At 58.0% G+C, this 18,055-nt stretch carries 13 protein-coding genes; 4 read left to right on the top strand and 9 right to left on the bottom strand.

From position 1 onward, the window contains the following. Positions 1-38 precede the first annotated feature (38 nt). Positions 39-1,217, bottom strand: coding sequence for an acetyl-CoA C-acetyltransferase (locus RBH71_RS25970; RefSeq protein WP_003516475.1), 1,179 nt, complete (start codon positions 1,215-1,217; stop codon positions 39-41). 241 nt (positions 1,218-1,458) lie between these two features. On the opposite strand from RBH71_RS25970, the gene phaR reads away from it, so the two are divergent. Further along, positions 1,459-2,034, top strand: a complete 576-nt coding sequence (gene phaR, locus RBH71_RS25965; RefSeq protein ID WP_003516476.1) for a polyhydroxyalkanoate synthesis repressor PhaR — start codon at positions 1,459-1,461, stop codon at positions 2,032-2,034. A 51-nt stretch (positions 2,035-2,085) separates the two neighbouring features. Here the strand turns inward: phaR and RBH71_RS25960 are convergent, their stop codons facing one another. Both RBH71_RS25960 and RBH71_RS25955 read right to left on the bottom strand, forming a co-directional pair. Beyond that, complete coding sequence (locus RBH71_RS25960) at positions 2,086-3,462, bottom strand: MFS transporter (RefSeq protein ID WP_035252374.1); 1,377 nt, start codon at positions 3,460-3,462, stop codon at positions 2,086-2,088. Between the two features lie 109 nt (positions 3,463-3,571). Continuing rightward, a complete protein-coding gene (locus tag RBH71_RS25955; protein WP_111800713.1) occupies positions 3,572-8,332 on the bottom strand; it encodes an NAD-glutamate dehydrogenase in 4,761 nt (1,586 codons plus the stop codon). A gap of 541 nt (positions 8,333-8,873) precedes the next feature. On the opposite strand from RBH71_RS25955, the gene RBH71_RS25950 reads away from it, so the two are divergent. Beyond that, complete coding sequence (locus RBH71_RS25950) at positions 8,874-9,443, top strand: CarD family transcriptional regulator (protein WP_003492641.1); 570 nt, start codon at positions 8,874-8,876, stop codon at positions 9,441-9,443. A 61-nt stretch (positions 9,444-9,504) separates the two neighbouring features. On the opposite strand, the gene RBH71_RS25945 is transcribed toward RBH71_RS25950, so the two are convergent. Further along, the gene (locus tag RBH71_RS25945; protein WP_003516484.1) at positions 9,505-10,008 is read right to left on the bottom strand and encodes a L,D-transpeptidase family protein; all 504 of its coding nucleotides are present in this window, start codon (positions 10,006-10,008) and stop codon (positions 9,505-9,507) included. 286 nt (positions 10,009-10,294) lie between these two features. Between RBH71_RS25945 and RBH71_RS25940 the strand changes: the two genes are divergently transcribed. Both RBH71_RS25940 and RBH71_RS25935 read left to right on the top strand, forming a co-directional pair. Further along, positions 10,295-10,978: a response regulator transcription factor gene (locus RBH71_RS25940; protein ID WP_003492637.1), complete on the top strand. Its 684-nt coding sequence runs from the start codon at positions 10,295-10,297 to the stop codon at positions 10,976-10,978. A gap of 117 nt (positions 10,979-11,095) precedes the next feature. Beyond that, positions 11,096-11,551, top strand: a complete 456-nt coding sequence (locus RBH71_RS25935; protein ID WP_003516486.1) for a cyclic nucleotide-binding domain-containing protein — start codon at positions 11,096-11,098, stop codon at positions 11,549-11,551. 17 nt (positions 11,552-11,568) lie between these two features. On the opposite strand, the gene RBH71_RS25930 is transcribed toward RBH71_RS25935, so the two are convergent. The 5 genes from RBH71_RS25930 to RBH71_RS25910 form a co-directional block, all read right to left on the bottom strand. Continuing rightward, complete coding sequence (locus RBH71_RS25930; protein ID WP_003516488.1) at positions 11,569-12,372, bottom strand: exodeoxyribonuclease III; 804 nt, start codon at positions 12,370-12,372, stop codon at positions 11,569-11,571. Positions 12,373-12,536: 164 nt separating this feature from the next. Then, positions 12,537-13,211, bottom strand: coding sequence for an outer membrane lipoprotein carrier protein LolA (locus RBH71_RS25925; protein WP_013636963.1), 675 nt, complete (start codon positions 13,209-13,211; stop codon positions 12,537-12,539). Positions 13,212-13,366: 155 nt separating this feature from the next. Beyond that, complete coding sequence (locus RBH71_RS25920; RefSeq protein WP_003516492.1) at positions 13,367-16,042, bottom strand: DNA translocase FtsK; 2,676 nt, start codon at positions 16,040-16,042, stop codon at positions 13,367-13,369. A 217-nt stretch (positions 16,043-16,259) separates the two neighbouring features. Continuing rightward, complete coding sequence (locus RBH71_RS25915; RefSeq protein ID WP_003516494.1) at positions 16,260-17,609, bottom strand: ammonium transporter; 1,350 nt, start codon at positions 17,607-17,609, stop codon at positions 16,260-16,262. A gap of 28 nt (positions 17,610-17,637) precedes the next feature. After that, positions 17,638-17,988 (bottom strand): P-II family nitrogen regulator, encoded by a 351-nt coding sequence (locus RBH71_RS25910; RefSeq protein WP_019565993.1) that lies wholly within the window; start codon positions 17,986-17,988, stop codon positions 17,638-17,640. Positions 17,989-18,055 lie beyond the last annotated feature (67 nt).

Below are 18,055 nucleotides of genomic sequence, written 5' to 3'. Positions count from 1 at the left end.
GAACCGGAATTGCTTTTTGGAAGGCCGCACGGCGGTTTTCAGAGCGCCTCGATGCACATGGCAACACCCATGCCGCCGCCGATGCAGAGCGTTGCGAGCCCCTTCGATACGTTGCGGCGGCGCATCTCGAAAATCAGCGTGTTCAGCACACGGGCGCCGGATGCGCCAATCGGATGGCCGATGGCAATCGCACCGCCATTGACGTTGACGATATCAGGATCAAGACCAAGCTCACGCACGACAGCGCAGGACTGGGCGGCAAAGGCTTCGTTGGCCTCAACGAGGCCGATATCGCCGATCGACCAGCCTGCCTTGGCCAGCGCCTTGCGTGAGGCGGGGATGGGGCCGGTTCCCATGATCTGCGGATCGACACCCGCCGTCGCCCAGGAGGCGATGCGCGCCAGCGGTTTGATACCGCGCTTTGCCGCTTCCTGCTCCGACATCAGAAGTGTGGCAGCCGCGCCATCATTGAGGCCGGAGGCGTTGCCGGCCGTTACCGTGCCCTCCTTGTCGAAGGCGGGGCGCAGCTTTGCCATGGTTTCCAGCGAAACACCGGTACGGATATGTTCGTCAGTATCGATGATAATATCTGCCTTGCGGCCCTTGACCGTGAAAGCCACGATCTCATCCGCAAAACGGCCGGCGCTCTGCGCAGCTTCGGCCTTGTTTTGCGATGCGACAGCGAACTGGTCCTGTTCATCACGGGAAAGCTGCCATTGCCGGGCGATGTTCTCGGCGGTTATGCCCATGTGGTAGCCGTAGAAGGCATCCGTCAGGCCGTCTTTCAGCATGGTGTCGATCATCTTGAAATCGCCCATCTTCACGCCACCGCGCAAATGGGCGCAATGGGGCGCCATGGACATGGATTCCTGCCCGCCGGCAATGATGATGGCCGCGTCGCCGGTAACGATCTGCTGCATGCCGAGTGCGACGGCGCGCAGGCCGGAACCGCATAGCTGATTGATGCCGAAGGCGGTTGCCTCCTGCGGAATGCCGGCTTTCATTGCCGCCTGCCGCGCCGGGTTCTGCCCTTCGCCTGCCGTCAACACCTGACCGAGGATGACCTCATCGATCTCATGGGCTGCGACACCGGCGCGCTCCAGGACGGCGTTGATGACGGTTGCCCCAAGCTCGTGGGCGGGCGTATTGGCAAAGCCACCATTGAAAGAACCGACGGCAGTGCGCGCAGCGCTGGCAATCACGATTGAAGGCGTCATCTGTTTCTCCTCACTTGCGGGCGGAGACTGGCAAAGCTTTGAATACAAGTCAAATGCCGAAAGTTGCTTTAAAAGATGTTGCTAAATCAAGCCGGAATCTTGCGGAAAATTGCTGCGCAAAAAACAAACTGTTGCGATGCACAAAACATTTGTCACGGGGCTTGTTTTGCGCATACACTTCGCGCGGGAAGAGCAATAACACCAAAAAACAAGAAAATACCATCATCGCGAGGAGGCGGGCATGGCAAAACACGACGGCGAAACAATCATTAAAAAATATGCCAACCGGCGGCTCTACAACACCGGAACCAGCACCTATGTGACGCTGGATGATCTGGCGCAGATGGTTAAACGCGGCGAGGACTTCAAGGTTCAGGACGCCAAATCATCCGAAGACATCACTCATGCGGTTCTAACGCAGATCATTGTTGAACAGGAAGCCAAAACCGGCAATACGCTTTTGCCAACGGCGTTTCTGCGGCAGTTGATCTCCTATTACGGTGACCAGATGCAGATGGTCGTTCCGACATTTCTCGAACATTCGATGAAAACCTTCTCCGATCAGCAGAGCCAGATGCAGGAGCATATGGCCAAGGCGTTCGGTGACGGGTCGCTTGCCCGGAATTTCCAGGCTCCATTGCAAATGATGGAAGAGCAGATCCGCCGCAATACGGAACTGTTCCGGCAGGCAATGCAGGGGTTCACGCCTTTTGCAATGCCGCAGGCGCCCAAGGAAACGCGCAAGCCGAATGCATCCGAAATCGATGAGCTGAAGTCGCAGCTGCGCGCATTGCAGCAAAAACTCGATCAGCTCTGACGGAGGCTGGAGCATTTCGGGTTAGACCCCTCAAATGCTCTCTCCGGTTCTTTAGCTTGCCGCCCGTTCCGGGACGCGCAGCAACAGAACAAACCCCAACCCCAGAAACACGATGAGGGTGGCCATGCCAATATGTGCGGAGCCACTGAGGTAGGTTGCTATTGAAAAGGACAGCGTCGCCATGAAGCTGGTGGCGCGGCCCGATAGCGCATAGATGCCGAAATAGCGTCCCGCCTCGGCAATGGTGATGTTGCGCGCCAGATAGGAACGCGACGAGGCCTGAACGGGACCGAAGGCGAGGCCAATCAATATGCCATAGAGCAGATAGGCCTTTTCCGCGCCGGTTGCGAAGATGCCGCCATTATCCGCTGTCGGCAATTGGATCCAGCCAAACAGTGTCGAGGCCTTTTCTGTCGAGACGATGCCGACCGTCGCGATGAGCAGAAGAACCAGGCTGATGAGGATGGTGATCCGCGAGCCAAGTTTCTGATCGACGCGCCCGGCCGCAAAGCAACCCACGATGGCGACGACGTTGAGCAGGATGCCGAAGAGGCCGATTTCCATCGTCGCCCAGCCGAACATTCCCGCCGCAAATACCCCACCCAGAATGAGCACGCCGTTGACGCCGTCCTGATAAAGCATACGTGCAATCAGGAACCGCAACAGGACGGGTCTGTCTCGAAGTTCGCGCAGGGTTGTCTTGAGCTCCGCAAGGCCAGAGCGGATCGCCGCTCCGAAGGGTAGGCCCCTGTCCGCATCCGGGGTCAGCAGAAACATCGGCAGAATGAAGAGCAAATACCAGATTGCGGCTATCGGGCCGGTTATTCTGGCGTCCTCGCCGGTTGCGGGATCGAGACCGAAAAGCGGCTTGATACCGGCGATAGTCAGTCCTGTCTGTGGATTTGCGGCCAGAAGCGTCACCACGGCAATCAGCACAACCATGCCGCCGAGATAACCGAGCCCCCAGGCGAGATTGGAAATGCGTCCGACATTCTGCGGATTGGTCAGTCGCGGCATCATGGAATCGTTGAAGACGATAGAAAACTCCGCCGCGATGGATGCGAATATCATGCAGATGATAGGCAGAATGATCGGCGAACCCGGTGCTGCAAACCAGAGGAATAAAAGACTGACGATCTTGATGGCGGCAAAAAAGGCGATCCACGGCTTTCTTGCGCCGGATTGGTCAGCGATGGAGCCGAGAATGGGGGAGAAGAGGGCGATGATGATCGAGGAGACCGTCGCCATGTTGCTCCATGTCGCCTGCGCCGAAATAGGATCATCGGTGAGGCGGGCGACAAAGTAGGGTCCGAAAACGAAGGTCGTAACGACCGTGAAAAAGGGCTGTGCCGCCCAATCGAACATGACCCAGCCCCAGATGCCGCGTTTGGCAACCACTGTTTCCGCATTTGGGGAGGGGACAGTCATTCATCGTCCTATCGGATATGGGGGGGGACAAAATGCGTGATGCCGGCGCAACCGCTTCATTTATGGCCATCCGGGCCAGTCACCCGGATGGCGTTTGTCGAATGGTCGATCAGCGCGTCTGAACGATATCACCAAGCAGCCCCGCCGCCACTGTCAGGCGGGCGAGGTTGGTATCGCCGCTTTCGCTCAGTGCACCGAGTTCCGAGACGATGCGATTGACGCGCACGCGGTCGGCCGCATACCAGGCCTGAACCGGGTCCTTTTCCTTCGCATACTCGGTGAGGGCCGAGATGACGATCCGGCGTCTCGACAAGGCGATCTGGTCCTGGCTGCGCAGAAGAGCCAGGCTCTCGTAGTGATCGGCCGGCGTGATGCGCTGGCTGGCATCCAGCAGCCGCGCGACACGGAAGGTCGAGGAGACCGTGGCGTAGCTTTCGGCGGCGCGGGCAAGCGTCGTGCCCGCATTTTCGGCGATACGCATGATTTCAGGCACATAGACCAGCAGGGAAAGCGTATCCAGCTCTTCCAGAAGGCCAGAGGGAACACCGTCGATTTCTGTGACGCCAAGCTCGCGGCGATATTTCGCCGCTGCCGGCGATAGCGTCTTGATGGCAGTTTTCAGGCGCTCGATTTCGGTTGCCATGTCGCTCGTTCCAGCGCCCACGCTCCCGGTTTGCAAATAGAGCCTGCTCGCATCGGAGTAGATGCGGGTGATCGTGGCATAAAGTCCGTTCTGGACTTCTCCGCCGATCTTTCCGTCAAGCGCGTCGACCTCGCTCCAAAGACGTTTGAGGCCGAAACCGTCCTCCACGATCACCGCTGCCTTGACGACATCCGCCGACAGGAGGCCGCTCGCATCGGCGAGTTTCTGCACGAAGCCAGGGCCGCCGCGGTTTACCACGGCATTGGCGAGCGCTGTCGCAACGATTTCGCGGTGCAGGCGATGCGCCTTGATATCGTCTGCATAGTTCTTCTGCATCTTGGCCGGGAAATAGTCTGCGAGCAGATGCTGGAGATAGGGCTCGTCGGGCAGCGGGCTTGCCACCAGAGCGTCGAACAGTGTCAGCTTGGCATAGGACAGCAGCACGCCGATTTCCGGCCGGGTCAGCGGCTTGCCGGTGGCATATCTTTCGCTGAGCTCGGCATTGCTCGGCAAGGTTTCGACCTTGCGGTTCAGTTGGCCGGTTGCCTCCAGCGCGCTCATCAGGCGACCGAGTTCTTCCCGGTTTGCAAGCCCAAGCCGCTCCGTCAGCGAGATTGCCAGCGATTGCAGGTAGTTGTTGCGCAGCACCAGCTGCGCCACTTCCGGCGTCATGGAGGCAAGAAGCTGGTTGCGCTTCGGCATCGTCAGGCGACCGCTATTGACCGCGGAGGCGAGGGCGATCTTGATATTGACCTCGACGTCGGAGGAATTCACGCCGGCCGAGTTGTCGATGGCGTCGGAATTGCAACGCCCACCCGCCAGCGCATAGGCGATACGGCCCTTCTGGGTAATGCCGAGATTGGCGCCTTCGCCGATGACCTTGGCGCGCAGCTCGGTGGCGTTGACGCGGATGGGGTCGTTCGCCCTGTCACCCACCTCGGCGTTGGTTTCCACCGCCGCTTTGATATAGGTGCCGATGCCGCCGAACCACAGAAGATCGGTTGGCGCCTTCAGAATGGCAGTCATGATCTCGAAGGGTGTGGCAACGGATTTGTCGATGCCGATGGCAGCGACGGCTTCCGGTGTCAGCGTCACCGATTTTTCGGAACGCGAGATGATCATTGCGCCTTTTGAGAGCGTTGAACGGTCGTAATCCTGCCAGCTTGAGCGTGGCAATTCGAAAAGCCGCTTGCGCTCAGCGAAGGATTTGTCGGTATCGGGGTCCGGATCGATGAAGATATCGCGGTGATCGAAGGCTGCGATCAGCCTGATCTTTTCCGACAGCAACATGCCGTTGCCGAAAACGTCGCCGGACATGTCGCCGACACCTGCCACTGTGAAGGGCGTGGTCTGGATGTCGGTGTCCATTTCGCGGAAATGACGCTTTACCGTTTCCCAGGCACCGCGTGCGGTGATTCCCATCTTCTTGTGGTCGTAACCGGCGGAACCACCCGATGCGAAGGCATCGTCCAGCCAGAAGCCGGCGTCGTGGGCGAGGCCGTTTGCCGTATCGGAGAATGTCGCTGTCCCCTTATCGGCGGCGACGACGAAATAGGGATCGTCACCATCAAGCCGCAACGTATCGGCCGGCGGTACGACGGCGTCGTCGACGATATTGTCGGTGATGGACAGAAGAGTGCGGATATAGGTCTTGTAGGCTTCACGGCCTGCATTGAAGACCTCGTCGCGGGAGCCGCCAACAGGCAGGTTCTTCGGGAAAAAGCCGCCCTTGGCGCCAACGGGAACGATCACCGCATTCTTGACCTGCTGCGCCTTGACGAGACCGAGCACTTCCGTGCGGTAATCCTGGCCGCGATCCGACCAGCGCAGACCGCCGCGCGCCACTTTGCCAAAGCGCAGATGCACGCCTTCTACTTCGGTTCCGTAGACGAAGATTTCGCGGAAGGGACGCGGATCGGGCAGGCCGTCCAGATGTTTGGGATCGAACTTGAACGCCAACAGGTCGCGCGGCGTGCCATCGGTGTTTTTCTGGAAGTAGTTGGTACGAAGCGTGGCGTCGATGGCGTTGACATAACGCCGCAAGGTGCGGTCTTCATCGAGATTGGGAACACCGCTCAATGCCGCTTCGATCGTCTTGTGCATCTCTGCCAGTTTCTTCAGCCGCTTCTTCTCGTCGATGGACGGATCAAAGCCAGCCTTGAACAGCGCGAAAATATTCCGTGAAATGGCGGGATATTTAAAGAGCGTTTCGGAAATATGCTCCTGGGAATAAACGATTCCGGTCTGGCGCAGATAACGGGCATAGGCGCGCAGGACGGACACTTCGCGCACGGTAAGGCCGCAGGCAAGGATCAGCCGGTTGAAGTTGTCATTATCGACCTTGCCCGAGAAGGCAGCAAGGAATGCTTCTTCGAGTTTCTGTCCGTATTGCGGCAGATCGAGCGTCACGCCCTTGGCGACGGCGAGTTCCATATCATGCAGCACGATGTCGCGCTTTTCGCCATCCGAGATGACACCGATGTCGAAGGTGCGCTCACTGATGACGTTGAAACCGAGGTTTTCCAGCAGCGGCACACGGCGCGACAGTGGCAGATGGCCATCCCGATGGAAGATCTTCAGCGACAGCGTCTCAGCTGACTGGCCTTCCTGCTGGTAAAATTCGATGCGGACCGGCTCACCCTTCACGGTGGCCAGAATATCCGCCATGTCGCCAATCGCCTCTTCCGGCGTGAAGGCTTCCTGGTAGGCCTGATCCACCTCCAGCACCGGTGCACCCGGTTCGGAAAGGGCAACGAAATGGTCTATCCAACGTGCTGCGATATCGCTGACGGCTTCCTCCAGCTTGTCCTGCGCGATACGCGGCGTCTTGCCCTCCGTGCGGCCGACGATGAAATGGACGCGGGCGACAGCGCCTTCGGGGAAGGCCGGGTAATAGGCGGAAATATGCCCGTCATAGACCTTGCTCAGATAGTCGCCGATCTTCTCGCGCACATAGGAATTGTATTCCTCGCGCGGCACGAAGATGATGGCCGAGACGAAGCGGTCGAAACGGTCGATACGTGCGAGGACGCGCACGCGTGGGCGGTCGCTCAGTTCCATGATTTGCTCGATGAAGCGGATCAGAAGATCCGTTTCGATCTGGAAGAGATCGTCGCGCGGATATGCTTCCAGGGTGTTCTGCAGAATGCGGCCGGAGTGGCTGTTCGGATCAAAACCGAAATGCCGCTCGACATCCGCAATTTTGGCACGTAGCAGCGGGATGTGCTTTACCGAACGCGTATAGGCGGTGGCGGTGAAAAGGCCGACGATGCGCAATTCACCGATGACATTGCCGTCCTCGTCGAAGCGCTTGATGCCGATATAATCCATATAAGCGCGGCGATGCACGATGGACTTCACATTTGCCTTGGTGACGATGAGGAAATCCGGACCGTCGAGGAAGGCGAGGATTTCAGGCGTCGTCGTCACGGCGTCCTTGCCAAGGCGCAGCACGCGCACATCCGGATCGCTCAAACTGCCGAGGCCGACGCCGTCACCGCGTTCGATTTTCGCGTTCTTTCCCGTTCCGGAATAGGTGTAATCGCGCATGCCGAGGAAGGTGAAATTGTCGTTGCGAAGCCAGTTGAGAAACTCGACGGCTTCCGCGCGCTCGGTCTTGCGCCGCGAGGAGCCGCGTTTTGACAATTCGTCTAGGGCTTCGTCGAGTTTCGACAGCATGGGCCGCCAGTCTCTGTAGGCGGACTGAACCTGCGCCAGCACGAAACGCAATCTTTCTTCCAGCGCCGTTGCGGCCTGCTGGGTCAGTGGGGCGATGTGCAGCTGGATGAGGCTGATATTCCCGGCGGGATCGTCATCAGGCTCCGCAAGGCGATAACCCGCCTGCGCCGTTGCATCCGGCACCAGAATGGGGTGGACCGCGAGATAGAGGCCGCGATAGCTGCTTGTGACCTCACCCATGACGGAATCGTAGAGGAAGGGCATATTGCGGCCGATAATCGTCAGAACCGTTACCGGAATATCTCGCGGGGTGACGCCCTCCACCTGGGCGATGCTGATATGGGGCGCGTCTCCAGTCCAGCGCGAAAGAGCCTCGAAACTGTGCGCCGCGCTTGCGGCCAGCATTTCGGCGGAATAATATTCTATGTCGTCGGCGCTTGCTCTTCCATAGAGTATACCCGGATCAAGAAATGGCGCGTTTTCGGCAATTGCCTGCTGTCGTGCTTTTTCGATCTGTTTTTCGCGTTTTGGATTATTTCTGTAGCCCATTTGATGTGGATTCCTCCAAAAATCACACTTTAACGTAAAAAAGCACCGTCAATTTGCGGATTTTGCCTTTTCATTCGAATCGGATATTGGCGTGTAATTACGAAGAGTTTAAGAGGCTTTCGTGTTTCTTCAGTTGGGAAGTGAAATTTTTTTGCTTCTTATACGGTAGGGACCGGTTACGAAGCATTTGACAGTATTCCGGTAGCCCATTTATAGGTGGTTCTTTGGCCGCCATGTGATGTTGCGGCCACGGTCGAAGCAAATTATTGATTTGTGCCTATTTTTGTGGTACACCAACGATACTGATCCACAGCGTGGCATTTGTGTGCCCAAAAACACCACGAAAGCAACACCTCTTTTGCACGCGGTTTCCGTGACATATCGAGCGTTTACGTTATCGAAGCCCGCAATGCGGGAAGGTGTGTTTTTGCGTGCACGGCTGGACCAGTGCGGAGTCACCTGACGGTTCCCCCGTCTCATCAGGGCCTGACCGACCCAACCCCGGCGTTGCCGGGTATGTAACAGGGAGTTTTTAGAACGAATGACGACCCAGCAGAAGAAATCTCCAGCACATCACGGTTTCAAAACCGGTGAAGCGATTGTGTATCCCGCTCATGGTGTCGGTACCATTTCTGCCATCGAGGAACAAGAAGTTGCCGGCATGAAGCTTGAGCTTTTTGTCATCGATTTCGAAAAAGACAAGATGCGTCTTAAAGTTCCCGTCGCTAAAGCCGTGAGCATCGGCATGCGCAAGCTTTCCGAAGGCGATTTTGTCGAGCGGGCGCTGAAAGTGGTGCAGGGCAAGGCGCGTGTGAAGCGTACAATGTGGTCGCGCCGCGCCCAGGAATATGATGCGAAAATCAATTCCGGCGATCTTATCGCGATTGCTGAAGTTGTGCGCGATCTTTACCGTGCGGAAAACCAGCCGGAGCAGTCCTATTCCGAGCGTCAGCTTTACGAAGCTGCTCTTGATCGCATGGCGCGCGAAATTGCTGCTGTCAACAAGATGTCTGAAACCGAGGCTGTTCGCCTGGTGGAAGTCAACCTTGCCAAGGGTCCGAAGCGCGGCAAGGCCGTCGAAGAGGACGATTCTCAGGAAGAAGCCGCGTAATCACCGGCTTTCTCCTTTTTAAAAAAACCCGCCAAGAATGGCGGGTTTTTTTGTGCCTGATCTACAGGATGCGAATTTTCGTACCCTTGCGCATATGAGGCAGAATGCGCCTCATGTCGCGGGGATGGAGAGCGACGCAGCCGGCGGTCGGCTCATATCCCGGGCGGATCATATGCATGAAGATTGCCGAACCGCGGTTCCGACTTCTCGACGTGATGTTCCAATCGAGCACGAGGCAAACGTCATAAAGGCCGTCCTTTCGCATCATCTCCTCGTGGCTCAGTGCGAAAGGGGACTTGACCAACCTGTTGTAACTGGCGCTGCGTGGCTCGTCGCACCAAAGCATGGATTGCTGCGTCCGTTGCATCGGCAATGTCGTGGCGATGGCGTGGTTACGGTCGCCGCGATAAAATCCGTGCAGCAGGCGCGTGACGGAAATCGGTGACTTTCCATCTCCCTCGCGTTTGAGCACGGTACGGCCGTTGCGCCCGATCGCTGCGGGAAAGGTGAGATGCCCGAGCTGAACGATGGCCCGGCTTATTTTCAAAGGCGCCGGCCGAACCATGAGCGTTGATGCGCGTTTATGTTGCTTTACGGGATGTCTGCTCATGTTTTTCACGAGATTTTGCTTTGCAGGTTATCTAACGTGAAGTCATAGCACTTCGTAATATCATGGCAATGGGTTGACCTTTTGTCGGCAAACCGCTGAATTGGCTGACAATTAGAGCGCCGTGCCTTATTTCGGAGGCACAATGGATGCTCTAACTCTTTTAAACTACGCATTGCGCCTTCCGAAAATCAACGGCGATTTTTGGGCCGATGCGCTAAAGTAAGAAAGGCTGAGAATCCGAATGACGGCTCGCACTATCCTTTTGGTGGACGACGACGACGATCTTCGGGAGACGCTGACTGAGCAACTATCTCCCTATGAGGAATTCTCGCTTCTGAGCGGCGCAAACGCTGCGCAGGCGATGCAGACCGCAAAGACTGCCCAGGTCGATCTTCTGATCATGGATGTCGGCCTCCCTGACATGGATGGCCGCGAGGCGGTGAAGCTGCTGCGCAAGGGTGGCTTCAAGGCACCGATCATCATGCTGACCGGGCACGATACCGATTCCGACACTATTCTCGGTCTCGAAGCGGGCGCCAATGATTATGTGACGAAGCCATTCCGCTTCGCCGTCCTTCTGGCCCGCATCCGGGCGCAGCTGCGTCAATACGAGCAGAGCGAGGACGCGGTTTTCACCGTTGGCCCCTATCAGTTCAAACCCAGCCAGAAGCTGCTGACGACTGAAGACGGCAAAAAAATCCGGCTGACGGAAAAGGAAGCGGCGATCATCCGTTATCTGTACCGCGCCGGGAGCGCCGTCGTTACCCGCGATGTCTTGCTGGAAGAGGTCTGGGGTTATAATTCCGGAGTGACGACGCATACGCTCGAAACGCATGTGTATCGTCTGCGCCAGAAGATCGAGCGAGATCCCTCCAATGCCGAAATTCTGGTGACCGAGAACGGTGGATACAAGATCGTTCCCTGAACGAACGCCCTTTCTGCGTCCGAGAGGACGCAGAATATTCTAACATCTTGTATTTTGAAGGCCGATATCCGAAAACCGCTATAGTGGTGCAGGCGGTTTTCTGGAGTAGCAATCGACATGGCCTTGACGGATGACATCATGCTTCTGGGGCAAGTGCCGTTGTTTGCGGGCTTCAGCGACGATCAGTTGCGGCTGATCGCCTTCGGCGCGGAACGCCGCCGCGTGGCGGCGGGTCAGACTTTGTTCCGGGAACATTCCCCGGCCGAGTGCGCCTTTGCGGTGACGTCAGGCCATTTCGAGCTATTTACGGCCGGGCGGGATGGAAAACCCGCGTTGCAGGCGACACCGGGCAAGGGGGCGCTGCTTTCGGAGCTGGCGCTTTTCACGCTCTGTGAGAGAAAATTTACCGCCATTGCCGCGGAGGATTCCGAGGTCATCCGGATAACGCGCATTCTCTTTCACCGGCTGGTGGAGGAGTTTCCCGAGGTTGCCGATATCGTGTCGGCACGCATTCGCGATAATATCGCCGCACTCGCGGCGGGCGCGGCCCGTTTGCAGAACCGCTTCTCCTGATTTAAAGAGCCAGCGCTTCAGAAACGGAAATGGGCCGTAACCGGAACGTGGTCGGATGGCCGGTTCCAGCCGCGTGCTTCGCGCAAGATATCGATCTTTTCAAGCGAAGGGCCGAGATCCTGCGACGACCAGATATGGTCGAGACGGCGGCCACGGTCTGCGGCTTCCCAATCCTTGGCGCGGTAGCTCCACCAGGTATAAATCTTTTCACTATCAGGCACGTTCAACCGCATCAGGTCGAGCCAGTTGCCCTTCTTCATGATATCGATCATGCCGTCGGTTTCCACCGGTGTATGGCTAACGATCTTCAGCAGTTGCTTGTGCGACCAGACGTCATTTTCAAGCGGTGCGATGTTGAGATCGCCCACGAGAATGGACGAGGTGCCGGGCACGCCGTCGGCGCGAAGCGCCTTCATTTCTTCGATAAAATCCAGCTTGTGGCCGAATTTCGGGTTTATCGACCGGTCGGGTTCGTCACCGCCAGCCGGAACATAGAAATTATGCAGCCGTATGCGGCGCGATCCAACCTGAAAAATCGCGGAAATGTGTCGTGCATCGCCTATACCGCAATAGTCCTGACGGTGATCTTCTGTCAGCGGAATTTTCGAAGCGATTGCCACACCGTGATAGCCCTTCTGGCCATGGATGATGACGTGCTCGTAACCGAGCGCCTTCAGCGGCTTCATCGGAAACTCACCATTGGGGCATTTCGTTTCCTGCAGGCAGAGAATGTCGGGTTTGTAACGCACCAGAAACTGCTCCACGATCGGCATTCTGAGCCTGACCGAGTTGATGTTCCACGTGGTTATCGAAAACGACATGCATGTGCTCCGCTTCTATAGCCTCGAAGCCAATTGTTCCGAGACATGTTTCCGGGGCGCAGGCTTATAACATCGCGATGAAAACGGGAATGCATTTTAGCGGCAAAATAAAAAAGGCGACCGCAGGGCCGCCTTTTGAACTGTCGCCGTGGACCGCCCGGCCTTTAGCCGCGTTTGCGGACTTCTTCGTAGTTGATGTTGAAAACGCGTTCGTCGAGGTTAACGCCCGTCTGCACGTTGAAGATCATGACAGTCGTGTCCTTGTTCTGGGCATCGGTCGTTGTCCATTGCCTCAGATCGAAGGTTTTCGGGTCAAACATCAGGGTAATGGTGGAATCGCCGAACACGCTCTTGTCACCCAGTACGATGGTGGTCAGGTCCGACTCTTCCTTCACGTTCCGGACCTTCTGGTTACTCAGATCGATCTTGTCGGACAAAAGCAGGCTGAGCGGGGTCTTTGACAGTGGATACAAATCCCATGTCTTCAGTTTCATGTTGCCGATGACGACATTCTTGCCGTCGGAGATGACCCGCATGGGCGAGGGGTCTTCATAATTGAATCGAAGCTTGCCGGGCCGTTCGATGTAAAATTTGCCGCCGGTCTGTTCACCGCGCGGGCCAAACTGGACAAACTCTCCCATCATGGTTTTGACCGACGAGAAGTGATTGGCAATTTTCTGCGCGGTCGCGCTGTTACCGGCAGCCTGAGCAAATGCGTTGAGCGGCGACAGGCCGGCCATGACCGCAGCCATGGAAAACGCCGTCAGCACGCCACGTCGCGTCACGCCGTTCTCTGGTGTGTTTGCGGTGGCAATCTCGCCGGTGGTGAGGTCGTTCATTCTGTTCTCCTTCATCGCAGCGATTTTCCGCATAAAGGCGGCGGCTTCATGACGTTGAAAGCGTGTATTAACGCTTCTTCGCCCCGCTTGGTTGCCGTCTTCGCCTCACGCATGTCGTTATCCCGAAACCACGACAGCCTTTTGGGCGACGGGCATTACCGCTCGATGATGTCTGCTTCCGTTGGTACGAGTATTTCGCGTTTTCCGGCATGATTGGCGGGGCCGATGATGCCTTCCTGCTCCATGCGTTCGATCAGCGAGGCGGCGCGGTTGTAGCCGATGCCGAGACGCCGCTGGACGTAGGAAGTGGAGGCCTTGCCGTCCCTCAGCACGACAGCCACGGCCTGATCATAGGGGTCTTCCGAATCGGAGAAATTGCCGGCGCCGGCCGGGCCGCCGCCATTGCCTTCCTCATCGTCTTCCTCGGTGATCGCTTCCAGATATTCCGGCGTGCCTTGCGTCTTGAGATAGGCGACGATCTCTTCCACTTCATTGTCGGAGACGAAGGGACCGTGCACGCGCTGGATGCGGCCGCCACCGGCCATATAGAGCATGTCACCCATGCCGAGCAGCTGTTCTGCGCCCTGTTCGCCCAGAATGGTGCGGCTGTCGATCTTCGACGTTACCTGGAAGGAGATGCGGGTCGGGAAGTTCGCCTTGATGGTGCCGGTGATGACGTCGACGGACGGACGCTGGGTTGCCATGATGACATGGATGCCGGCGGCACGCGCCATCTGAGCGAGGCGCTGTACGGCACCTTCGATATCCTTGCCTGCCACCATCATAAGATCCGCCATTTCGTCGATAATGACGACGATATAGGGCAGGGGCTTCAGGTCGAATTCTTCCGTCTCGTACATTGCCTCGCCGGTCTGGCGGTCGAAGCCGGTCTGCACCGTGCGGGTGAGGATTTCGCCCTTGTCGATGGCCTGCTGCACACGGCTGTTGAAGCCATCGATGTTGCGCACACCGATCTTCGACATCTTCTTGTAGCGCTCCTCCATCTCGCGCACCGTCCACTTCAGCGCCACGACGGCTTTTTTCGGATCGGTAACGACGGGGGAGAGCAGATGCGGAATACCGTCATAGATCGATAGTTCGAGCATTTTCGGGTCGATCATGATCAGGCGGCATTGCTCCGGCGACATGCGGTAAAGCAGCGACAGGATCATGGTGTTGATGGCGACCGACTTGCCCGAACCCGTGGTACCGGCAACGAGAAGATGCGGCATCTTGGCAAGATCGGCGATGACGGGTTCGCCGCCGATGGTCTTGCCGAGCGCCATGGCGAGCTTGGCCTTGCTGTTTTCAAAGTCGCGGCTGCCGACCAGTTCACGCAGGAACACGGTTTCACGCGTCTGGTTCGGAAGCTCGATGCCAATGGCGTTGCGGCCAGACACGACGGCAACGCGCGCGGCGATCGCGCTCATGGAGCGGGCGATGTCATCGGCAAGGCCGATGACGCGTGAGGATTTGATGCCGGGTGCTGGTTCCAGTTCGTAGAGCGTGACGACCGGGCCGGGGCGGACGTGAATGATTTCACCCTTGACGCCGAAATCCTCGAGAACCCCTTCCAGAAGGCGGGCATTCTGCTCCAGCACTTCCTCGTTCAGCGTATGGTCGCGAACGACGTTCTTGGGTTCCGCCAGAAGATGCACGGTGGGCAGCTGGAAACCGTCTGCGGCAATAAAGGAGGCCTGCGCTTCCCTTGCCACGCGCTCGCTGGGCTTCGGGCGTGCGGAAGGGGCGGTTATTCTGGGTTGGCCGCGCCCAGGTGCCTGTCTTGCCACGAACTTCGGGTCGTTCTCGTCCAGGCTGTGGTCGTCCGAGAGAATGCCGTTGGGCAATCGCCGACCGTCTGCGTCCAACGACGGTTCGTCGTCCCCGTCCGCATCATGATCGGGCGCGATGGAGGGAGGCGACATCTGGCGACGGGATGCGGCGCGTTCTTCGAAAGACGGTTCCGCGCGCTGGTCGAGGCGGTTGATCGCCGTCTTGAGGCGGGAGGGTTCGTTCAGCGTGCCGAATTCATATTCGTTGAAATCGTAAGGGTGTTCGAATTCACCGTGCAGGGACTTCGACTTCAGGCCGAACAGGCGGCGAAGGCGGGCCTGCGAGATGTACCAGTAATGTGCGATTGCGCCGAAGGCGAGAATATTGGCGAAGAAGCCTTCGCCCTCGTCATCGTCTTCTTCCTCGACCTGACGGGTGGCACGGGCCTTGTTTGCGACCGGCGCGCGTTCTTCCTGTTCCAGGTCATCTTCCGGGCGTCCCACGAGACCGGCGGCAAACAGCATCATCAAGGCGGCGGGAGCAGCGAATATAGCGCCCAGCACCGTCGCAATCGTGCCGGTGGGGTAAGCGCCGATGAAGAGAGCTGGGAAGCGCAGGATCATATCGCCGATGACGCCACCGATGCCGTTCGGCAGCGGCCATGTCACGGGCGCGGGAAAACAGCCGAGCGAGGCGGCGCAGACGATGGCGCCGGCGATCCAGGCGACGAGGCGGGCGGGTATCCGGTTGAACTTGCGACCGGCGATCAGGGCGATCGCCCAGGCAATCACCGGCAAAAGCGCGATGATTGCGGAAAGGCCGAGGAACTGCATCACGATATCGGCGAAGATTGCGCCGCCGTAACCGAGAAGATTGGTGGGTTGGTTGCCTGTTGCATAGGACAGGCTCGGGTCCGCCACGTTCCATGTGGCAAGAGCGGTAATCCCCAGCGCAATCGTGGCAAGCAAGGCAAAACCGGCAAGAGCCATGACCTGCCGCACGAAAAACGCCGTCAGCACGAAACGCGTGTGACGACCGTCGAATGTCGGAGAATTCATTCTGCCCATGTCCCTGAACCCGTAGTTTTTGTGGTTTCGGCAAGATCCGGCAGTTGACCAGATCCCGGATTGACAGGGAAAACTAACAGCTTCCTGGTTAATGTCGTGTTAACCATGCGGTTTTTTAAAAGCCGCTTCCGGATTTGCGGCAAAGAAAAGGCCCGCCGAAGCGGGCCTTCTTTTGGGAGAGGGGATGGAGAACCCCTTTTCCCGGATATCAGGAGTGGTAGGCGGCTTCGCCGTGGGTCGCAAGGTCGAGACCTTCGCGTTCCGCTTCGACCGGAACCCGCAGACCAACGATCACGTCGACGATCTTGTAGAGGATTGCCGAGACGACTGCGCACCATACGATGGTGATGGCGACGGCAACGAACTGCGTCCAGAGCTGCGAGGAGATAGAGAAGTCCGCCTTACCCGTGCCGCCAAGCAGCGGAGACGTGAAGATGCCGGTGCCGAGGGCGCCGATGATGCCGCCGATGCCGTGGACACCGAAGACATCAGCTGTGTCGTCGTAGCCGAACTTGTTCTTCACAACCGAGACGAAGAAGTAGCAGATCGGCGAGACGATGAGGCCGAGAACGATAGCGCCCATGGGTCCGACGGAACCGGCCGCAGGCGTTACGGCGACGAGGCCGGCGATCATGCCCGAAGCTGCGCCCAGCATGGAAGCCTTGCCGCGGGTGAAGCTTTCAACCAGCGACCAGGAAACGATGGCTGCTGCAGTGGCGAGGAAGGTGTTCATGGTTGCAAGAACCGCACCGCCAGATGCTTCGAGGTTGGAGCCGGCGTTGAAGCCGAACCAGCCGAACCACAGCATGGCTGCGCCAACCAGCGTCAGCGTCATGGAGTGCGGGGCCATCATGTCCTTGCCGAAGCCGGTACGCTTGCCAACCATGATCGCGCCGATCAAGCCAGCGATACCGGCATTGATGTGGACGACGGTGCCGCCGGCGAAGTCGAGAGCGCCCATGCCGAAGATCAGGCCGTTCGCGTCCCAGACCATGTGAGCGATCGGGAAGTAGACGAAGGTGGCCCACAGGATGGTGAACAGGATGACTGCCGAGAACTTCACGCGTTCCGCGAATGCACCGATGATCAGCGCGGGCGTGATGGCCGCAAAGGTCATCTGGAAGGCGATGAAGGTGTATTCGTAGATCACGACGCCCTGGGAGAAGGTTGCCGAGGTGCTGTCAAGCGAAACGCCGGACAGGAACAGCTTGCCGAAACCGCCGAAATACGGGCCGGTGCCGCCGCCGAAGGCGAATGAGTAACCGTAGATTACCCATACGAGCATCATGACCGCGCCGATGACCGTGCACTGCATGAGAACGGAGAGCATGTTCTTGGTGCGCACGAGGCCGCCATAAAACAGGGCCAGACCCGGAATGATCATGAAAAGCACGAGGATCGTCGCGACATACATGAATGCGGTATCGGCTTTTTCCGGAACGGGGGCCGCCGCTGCTACTGCCGGCGCGGCATCCTGCGCAAAGGCGATTGCCGGGGCCATCAGGGCTGCCACACCGGCACCCAGTTTGCCGAGCGTTGAAAACTTGTTGAGTTGCATAGCTAGAAAACTCCCTGTCAGCCGTGCTTCAAAGCGCTTCTGTGTTGGTTTCGCCGGTACGGATGCGCACGGCCTGTTCGATAGAGTAGACGAAGATCTTGCCGTCACCGATCTGCCCGGTTTTTGCAGCCGACGCGATTGCCTCGACAGCCTTGTCGACGACGTCTGATGCAACCGCGATCTCGATCTTCAGTTTGGGAAGAAAGCTCACCGCATATTCCGTGCCGCGATAAATCTCGGTATGTCCCTTCTGGCGTCCGTAACCCTTTACCTCGGTCACGGTCAGGCCTTGGATGCCGACGCCGGTGAGCGCTTCGCGCACTTCATCCAGCTTGAACGGCTTGATAATGGCCATCACAATTTTCATCTGGTTTCCCATCCTTTGTTTGTCCTCGGCACGGAGCCGACTCTCCTCGCGCTGGCAGATCAGTAACAGCGACTACGGA

Origin of the sequence: Rhizobium sp. AN68, from assembly GCF_030758035.1 — a bacterium.
Taxonomy (GTDB): domain Bacteria; phylum Pseudomonadota; class Alphaproteobacteria; order Rhizobiales; family Rhizobiaceae; genus Agrobacterium; species Agrobacterium tumefaciens.
The sequence above is the reverse complement of the archived record's forward strand: the minus strand, read 5'-3'. Positions and strand labels throughout refer to the sequence as shown.

What these genes read in the sequence shown, in the direction of transcription:
- RBH71_RS25970 (WP_003516475.1), bottom strand. Translation starts at nt 1,217, where the DNA reads ATGACGCCTTCAATCGTGATTGCCAGCGCTGCGCGCACTGCCGTCGGT.
- phaR (WP_003516476.1), top strand. Translation starts at nt 1,459, where the DNA reads ATGGCAAAACACGACGGCGAAACAATCATTAAAAAATATGCCAACCGG.
- RBH71_RS25960 (WP_035252374.1), bottom strand. Translation starts at nt 3,462, where the DNA reads ATGACTGTCCCCTCCCCAAATGCGGAAACAGTGGTTGCCAAACGCGGC.
- RBH71_RS25955 (WP_111800713.1), bottom strand. Translation starts at nt 8,332, where the DNA reads ATGGGCTACAGAAATAATCCAAAACGCGAAAAACAGATCGAAAAAGCA.
- RBH71_RS25950 (WP_003492641.1), top strand. Translation starts at nt 8,874, where the DNA reads ATGACGACCCAGCAGAAGAAATCTCCAGCACATCACGGTTTCAAAACC.
- RBH71_RS25945 (WP_003516484.1), bottom strand. Translation starts at nt 10,008, where the DNA reads ATGGTTCGGCCGGCGCCTTTGAAAATAAGCCGGGCCATCGTTCAGCTC.
- RBH71_RS25940 (WP_003492637.1), top strand. Translation starts at nt 10,295, where the DNA reads ATGACGGCTCGCACTATCCTTTTGGTGGACGACGACGACGATCTTCGG.
- RBH71_RS25935 (WP_003516486.1), top strand. Translation starts at nt 11,096, where the DNA reads ATGGCCTTGACGGATGACATCATGCTTCTGGGGCAAGTGCCGTTGTTT.
- RBH71_RS25930 (WP_003516488.1), bottom strand. Translation starts at nt 12,372, where the DNA reads ATGTCGTTTTCGATAACCACGTGGAACATCAACTCGGTCAGGCTCAGA.
- RBH71_RS25925 (WP_013636963.1), bottom strand. Translation starts at nt 13,211, where the DNA reads ATGAACGACCTCACCACCGGCGAGATTGCCACCGCAAACACACCAGAG.
- RBH71_RS25920 (WP_003516492.1), bottom strand. Translation starts at nt 16,042, where the DNA reads ATGAATTCTCCGACATTCGACGGTCGTCACACGCGTTTCGTGCTGACG.
- RBH71_RS25915 (WP_003516494.1), bottom strand. Translation starts at nt 17,609, where the DNA reads ATGCAACTCAACAAGTTTTCAACGCTCGGCAAACTGGGTGCCGGTGTG.
- RBH71_RS25910 (WP_019565993.1), bottom strand. Translation starts at nt 17,988, where the DNA reads ATGGGAAACCAGATGAAAATTGTGATGGCCATTATCAAGCCGTTCAAG.